The following is a 6,074-nucleotide window of genomic DNA, read 5'->3' on the forward strand; positions in this document are numbered from 1 at the left end:
CAGTGCGCTGACGCACTGTTTTTTCCAACTCGGCCTTCTCTTCATCACTCAAAACCAGCGGTGGGATCGGACGTCCAGGCTTCATTCCACCCGCTATCATATCTCATCATATTATCAAATGAACTTCTCTGACAGAACACTAGCGACCACCAACCTGCGCATCGGCGCGCAGGCTCATTCGTTGTCCCACGAAGGACAGCGCTACTTTGGTCTCATGGAAGTTCACTTTCAGAAATCCAGCGACGATTATTGCTGGGTTCTTGGGCTGCGTAACAGCCATGACAAGACGTTCCACGCCGGTATCGTCGCCGGGGCTAGCGTCTTCGTTTGTGACAATTTATCGTTCTCCGGTGAGATCAAATTCGCCCGCAAACACACCCGGTTCATCGTTCGCGACCTGCCGCAACTAGTGAGCCGATCCATCGGACTCCTGCTCGCCAAATGGCATGATCAGGACAAACGCATTGCGGCTTATAAAGAAGCCGAGATCACCGACATCGAAGCCCATGACCTCGTCATCCGCGCCACGGATGTCGGTGTGTGCAGCAATCGTCTCATTCCACCCGTGCTGCATGAGTGGCGCGAGCCTCGACATGATGCTTTTGAAGGACGGAACGTGTGGAGCTTGTTGAACGCGTTCACCGAATCGTTGAAGGAAGGCAACCTCGCGGAGTTGCCAAAACGCACGGAGGCGTTGCATGGCCTGCTCGATACCCATGTCGGGTTGTCCGCTTGAGAGATAAGTCCCCGCGTCGGCTCACCGCCGGCGCGGGTTTGGCTTTTCGTTAGCTATCAGCGACTGTGCTATGCACGCCTCGTCACTTGATTTAATGCTTGGAGAATTCGATCAACTGTGTCAGCATTTTCCAGATCAGGAGTTTGGAACACTTGGTTGCTTGTGTTGATTATTACAAAGGTTCGTTTGTCGAGAAAAGATCGAATGACGCCCACCGCAGTCACCATATAGAAAAAATAAATATTCTTGTTCGTGGACGCAGGCGCAGGTTTGCTCAAAGACGGAGAATAAACGGAAGGTGGATTGGAAATTGAAGACAAAAGGAGGATGTCTGCCAAACAAATGGCCAAAAGTATCCACGCATAGAGTGGTGTTTTTGTAACTTTTCGATAGCCTTGAATGGCGTGGGTCAAAATCGTGGAACCGTTCAAGCAGACATGGTCTTTTTTCTATCGTAATGTGCTTGTCCTGAAAAAGGTATGCCTTATTTGTATCGTTGTGAATTGGATGGACTTAATTGCTGATTTGCACTTCAGGGTCTGGTCGGGGGGCAAATTCCACACCATATTTGGCAGACAAGCTGGCTCTCAATTCAAGTTCAGTGATCCTCATTTCCTCAGTATGTTTGAAGCTCTTCATCAATATTGATAATGTTGCCAGTATCCATTGGCGATCTGTTTTCCCTCTGCTTCGAAGCTCTCCGCATCGCGCTTGGCCTTTTCATCTCCGGCAAAATGTCGACCCATCATCCCCTGAATGAACGAGTCGAGGCAGTCGGACACGAAGCCTTCAGTGGATTTGTTTCTCTTCGACCACTCCTGTAGTGCATAGGTAGTCTCTGCCATAAGAGAGCGAGGTTTGCTTTCATGCGTTGGAAAGAGTTTTCGATGAGATGGCGCTTGGCGTAGTTCTGACGATCTAAAGATTTGGGCTAATCATCGAGAGTTAGATAGCCTTTTTGCGGGATCGCGCTGTTCGCGGTCCCATGTTCGAGAAGTTCCTGGCGGAAACCTAATTGTTGCGCCTGTGACTGATTTCGTTCTACTTCATGTTTGTTAGGTATCGTTCGTCTTGATTGAAAACACGGAAAATAGCCGAAACAACATCCGTGACAGCGATTCAATGAACTGTGCCTTGCGTTGCTCCCTTCTTTTGAAAATGCCGAGGTCCATATATGGGCATTTTCTCGTCCGCATAAGCTCCCGCCTCCGTCACCCTGGAGAGGTCTGGTGGCTCGTAAACCTGCGAGGGATCGTACGGAAATGGAACCGTCATATTCAGGATGCGACCATGTTTCTCGATCTCGGTGCCGGGGAGCTGAGTGAAGCTCCATGCTCGAATTTTGCCCTCAAAGAGCATTCCAACGATTGCGTAGGCGTTGTGGTCGATGATGCAGTTTTCGCCGAAGTGCTGCACATCGATGGCGCGACCGCGGCCGGTGGAGTAGCCGCCGTAGGTCGCCGTGGGTGGTTTGCCACCGATGAAGAGATTGTGGGTGATCACGGCATGATCAAAGGGCTCGCTGGTGTGAATGCCGAGGCCGTCACCGGCTTTGATCACGGTGTTGTGCATGATGATATCGCCCTGGCTGAAGCGGCTAATTTTGAAGGGCTCGTGGATGATGTTGAACATCACGTTGCGGAGAAAGTAGTTCGGGCCGCCGAGGCCGGGCTGCGAGGAAATGCCGACGAAGCAGTTGGTGAGGCGGTTGCGCATGACGCGGCAGTTGTGCAGCGCAAAATCAGTCTCGATGCCGTCGTCGAGACCGGCGCTTAGGTCGTTGTTGAGGATGTCGTTGCAGCTCTGTTCGGCTGCGCCGTCATCCTCCATGTGGCTGATGCAGTCGCGGAAGCCGGAGACGCGGTTGTGGCGGATCACGTTGCCGCTGCCGGTGAACTGGATGCCCTCGCCCTCGTTGTCGCCACCCGCGCCCATGATCTCCGGCTTCCATTCGCGGATGCCGGTGATGGTGTTGTCCTCGATGCAGGCATTCATCATGCCCGGCTTGTAGGCCTTGATGCCAAACTGCGAGCGAATGGTGCAGCGCCGCACGACACAGTGCTCCGTGCCATTCAAGCGCACCGGGCCATTCACCGTGAGACCTTCGAGATACACCCACTTCCGATTCGTGAGACTGATCTCTCTGAAAACAGCCTTCCCGCTCGTGCTGCGATATACAATGGGCTTTTCAGGCTCGCCATCACGATTGAAGGTCGCCGCGCCGTAATCGCCATCGGCGAGTAAAAGCACCTCGCCGGGCTTCACGGCGTTCATATCGGCCTTGGTTCCCTTTTTGATGACTGCATCGGCCTTCGCGATGGGTTCAGGTCGTGTCGATGCCGTTATGATTTTCGTCGCCGAACCGCCATCGGGATCTCGCAGCTTCAATTCGATCTCGTAGTCCTTTCCAGCTTCCAAATCGAATACACTGCCACTCAAGCGATTCGTCCAAGTGATGATTGGCTCGGTCTTCTGGCTTGATCCTGAGGGCACCCGCCGCAACGGCATGCCGCTCCGCCATTCAGTTGCACCGACTTTGCGAAACTTCATCTCACAGGTTGCATCAAGATCGTCATCGCCCTCCATTTGCCATTCGACCGCGAGATTGCTCATTGTCGGAAACGGTGTGGTGATCTCGCCAGGCGTGGTGGAGTCCGCCGCATTCAAGGTGGCCAGGAAAAAGAAAGGAAGCAATTTAGTCATGGATTTTCGTGGTGCGGGCCATGATACCAAACATGTGATAAATGACACTGTCGGGCTGGCCGCCGTAGGTGAAGCCTCGGGCAGTGTAGCTGGGGGCATCGTGATGGAAGTCGTGCCACGTTTGGCCGCCATCGGTGCTGCGGAGGATACCTTTGCCACCATGCAGGGTGCTCATGAGCATGATTTCCGGCTTCACGGGGTCGATGTAGAGCGGGCCACTGTCGAGTGCGGCGAGTTGGGTCCAGGTTTTTCCGGCGTCGGTGCTTTTCAGGAGCTTGGCGGGGCGTGCGCCTTTGTAGCTCCAGTAGTTCTCGTGCTGGCCGTCGCTGATGAAGAGGGTGTTCTCATCCTTCGGATGATGCGCGAGGCCGTCCACGCCATCGGCGGCATGGGCGACCTCCCAGGTCTCACCGCGATCATGGCTGGCAAAGAGGCCGGTTCGCTTCACGCATTGCAGATAAACATGCTGGCCGCTGGGACTGGTGACGAGGCTGAGGCCGTTCTTCGTTTTCAGCGTGTGCTTCCACGTCTGGCCGCCATCGCTGCTTTTGAACACACCGAGCTGGTAGTTCGCTAGGTGCATCACATTGGCATTCGAGGGATCGAAGCACAAATCGCCCATCTCGCTGTCGTCGAGCCATTTGCCCCATTCGCCGCCGAACTTCTCTTTGAGGTCGAGCACGAGCTTCCACGTCTCGCCACCGTCATCAGTGCGATGCAGACGTGGGTGCCGCGTGCCGCCGTGGCCGTGTATGATGGCAAACCAAGTCTTCGGCAGCTTCGGATGCGCCTTCACCACACTGCCGTCGTGGTTCTGCCATTCGTCATTCCACCATTCAGTCTGGATGCGCATGGGCTGCCATGAAGCGCCACCATCATTGGTTTTGAAGACGCCTTGGTCTAAAGCGGCGACCATGGCCTGCTGCGGATCATGCGGGCTGATGGCTGGGCCTTGGAAGTAGCAGAGCACTTGCAGGCCCACCGTGCTGCCGGTCCAGCTCACACCGAAATCCGTGCTGCGGCACATGAGTGAGCTGTCGCATTTCAGCCAGGTGCTGCCGTCCGCGGTGACGGCGAGAGAGCTGCATTTGCCCTCGGGCGAGGCGTATCGGTTCATGCCGGGATAGCTGCCGCGATCCCAGTTTTTCTCGATGCGATGCCGCGTCCAAGTGTCGCCGTTATCACTGCTCACCACGAGTTCGCCGAGCGCCCACAGCATGACCTTGCCACCACTCGCGACCGCAAGGCCACCCGCAAAGCGCAACCCCGGCTCCCACTTGTGCGGCGACTCTTTGACGATGACGAAACTCGCGCCGCCATCGCTGCTGCGATGCAGTTTGCCGGTCGAATCAAACACAAACAACCCACTGCCCGTCGGCGTGGCGCGCGCGGTGAGGATGATGCTCTCCGGCAGCTTCAGCTCCCACGTTTTGCCATCATCGCGCGAGATCGCCAGGCCCGGAGAGGGCCGACAGGAGATGCAGAGCGTGCCATCGGCCAGGAAGAAAGGAAACGCGGGCGTATCGCGGCTATTCTTCGCCACAGGCGGCTTCGCCAGCTCGATCCACGTCGCGCCTCGATCCCGCGAGACCCGCAGCACGCTGTCATGATCCAGCGCATACAAACCACCGTTCGCCGACACCGCGATGGCATGGCCGATGGCTGGCGTCTGGTCATCACCCACGGCCGGAGCTTTGCCAAAAACAGCCTGCCAACTCACGCCGCCGTCATGGCTGGCCCAGATCATGCCGCAGGTGCCCCAATACATGTGCTGCGGCTCCTTCGGATCGATGGCGAACTGCCGATTGTGCGAGACGATCTGCTTTCTGGCCAAAACACCACGCTCCACATCCGCCGACATCTTCCGCCACGTCAAACCCGCGTCCTGCGAGCGAAACAGCCCGCTCAGATCCGTCATAGCCCAGACCTCTTTTGGATTCACTGGATGCGCCACCACATCCTCGATCCAGCCGCCACCACCGGGGCCAAAGGGTTGCCAGGTTTCAGCCGCGAAAGCGGAGGTGGTGATCAAGAGAAGAGAGAGCAGGCGCATGGAGTATTGAAACGCCAGAGAGACAGCCATCCTACTCAGCAATCGGCTGAGTGTGTCTTCTTTGCAAGCGGGCAAGCCCAGAGCAGCGCAAGGCCGATGAGCAGGCAACTGAGGCTGTCCATGAGCACCCACCACAGCGGCAGAGGGCATTGCAGATCAATCGACAGATAAGCCGGACCGGCGATGACCATGATCCAGCCACTCACGCGCACGAGCGGCTGGTAGCGCTGCAAATCCTGCGAGATGGCCCAGAAGAGGATCGCCAGTGCCACATAGGCATAGCCCGCATTTCCAGACAGATATAGCGATTTCCAAAACTGATTTCCGGATAGCGGAGCAAAAAGTGCTGTACAAAACGGGCGGCAGTGCTTTGAGGATGGTTGTTGAGAGCGCAAGAACTCAGACCTGATGTGGACAACGCCACGCTGGAGCAACTCCAGGCGGCGATGGAGGCCGCGCCCAACAAGCGCAGCTATATCAAGGCTGGCCGCCATGCGCTGCCTGCTGCGTGGCATGAACCGTGTGGACGTCTGCGAGACCTTCTGCCGCAGCGAGCGCATGGTTCGGCTCTGGATCATCAAA

General features: G+C 56.3%; 6 protein-coding genes. 1 reads left to right on the top strand and 5 read right to left on the bottom strand.

What is annotated here, in order from left to right:
* Positions 1 to 7 precede the first annotated feature (7 nt).
* The gene (locus tag ACIREA_RS24575) at positions 8 to 736 is read left to right on the top strand and encodes a DUF932 domain-containing protein (protein WP_397384982.1); all 729 of its coding nucleotides are present in this window, start codon (positions 8 to 10) and stop codon (positions 734 to 736) included.
* A 68-nt stretch (positions 737 to 804) separates the two neighbouring features.
* Here the strand turns inward: ACIREA_RS24575 and ACIREA_RS24580 are convergent, their stop codons facing one another.
* The 5 genes from ACIREA_RS24580 to ACIREA_RS24600 all read right to left on the bottom strand — a co-directional run bounded on the left by ACIREA_RS24580 (position 805) and on the right by ACIREA_RS24600 (position 5,986).
* On the bottom strand, positions 805 to 1,149 hold the full coding sequence (locus ACIREA_RS24580; RefSeq protein WP_397384977.1) for a hypothetical protein: 345 nt from the start codon (positions 1,147 to 1,149) through the stop codon (positions 805 to 807).
* Between the two features lie 225 nt (positions 1,150 to 1,374).
* Positions 1,375 to 1,581: a hypothetical protein gene (locus ACIREA_RS24585; protein WP_397384978.1), complete on the bottom strand. Its 207-nt coding sequence runs from the start codon at positions 1,579 to 1,581 to the stop codon at positions 1,375 to 1,377.
* 274 nt (positions 1,582 to 1,855) lie between these two features.
* Positions 1,856 to 3,439: a right-handed parallel beta-helix repeat-containing protein gene (locus ACIREA_RS24590; protein WP_397384979.1), complete on the bottom strand. Its 1,584-nt coding sequence runs from the start codon at positions 3,437 to 3,439 to the stop codon at positions 1,856 to 1,858.
* On the bottom strand, positions 3,432 to 5,522 hold the full coding sequence (locus tag ACIREA_RS24595) for a WD40/YVTN/BNR-like repeat-containing protein (RefSeq protein WP_397384980.1): 2,091 nt from the start codon (positions 5,520 to 5,522) through the stop codon (positions 3,432 to 3,434). The genes ACIREA_RS24590 and ACIREA_RS24595 overlap by 8 nt, the downstream gene beginning before the upstream one ends.
* A gap of 5 nt (positions 5,523 to 5,527) precedes the next feature.
* Positions 5,528 to 5,986, bottom strand: a complete 459-nt coding sequence (locus ACIREA_RS24600; protein ID WP_397384981.1) for a hypothetical protein — start codon at positions 5,984 to 5,986, stop codon at positions 5,528 to 5,530.
* Positions 5,987 to 6,074 lie beyond the last annotated feature (88 nt).

Source organism: Prosthecobacter sp. (assembly GCF_044373815.1).
Classification (GTDB): domain Bacteria; phylum Verrucomicrobiota; class Verrucomicrobiia; order Verrucomicrobiales; family Verrucomicrobiaceae; genus Prosthecobacter.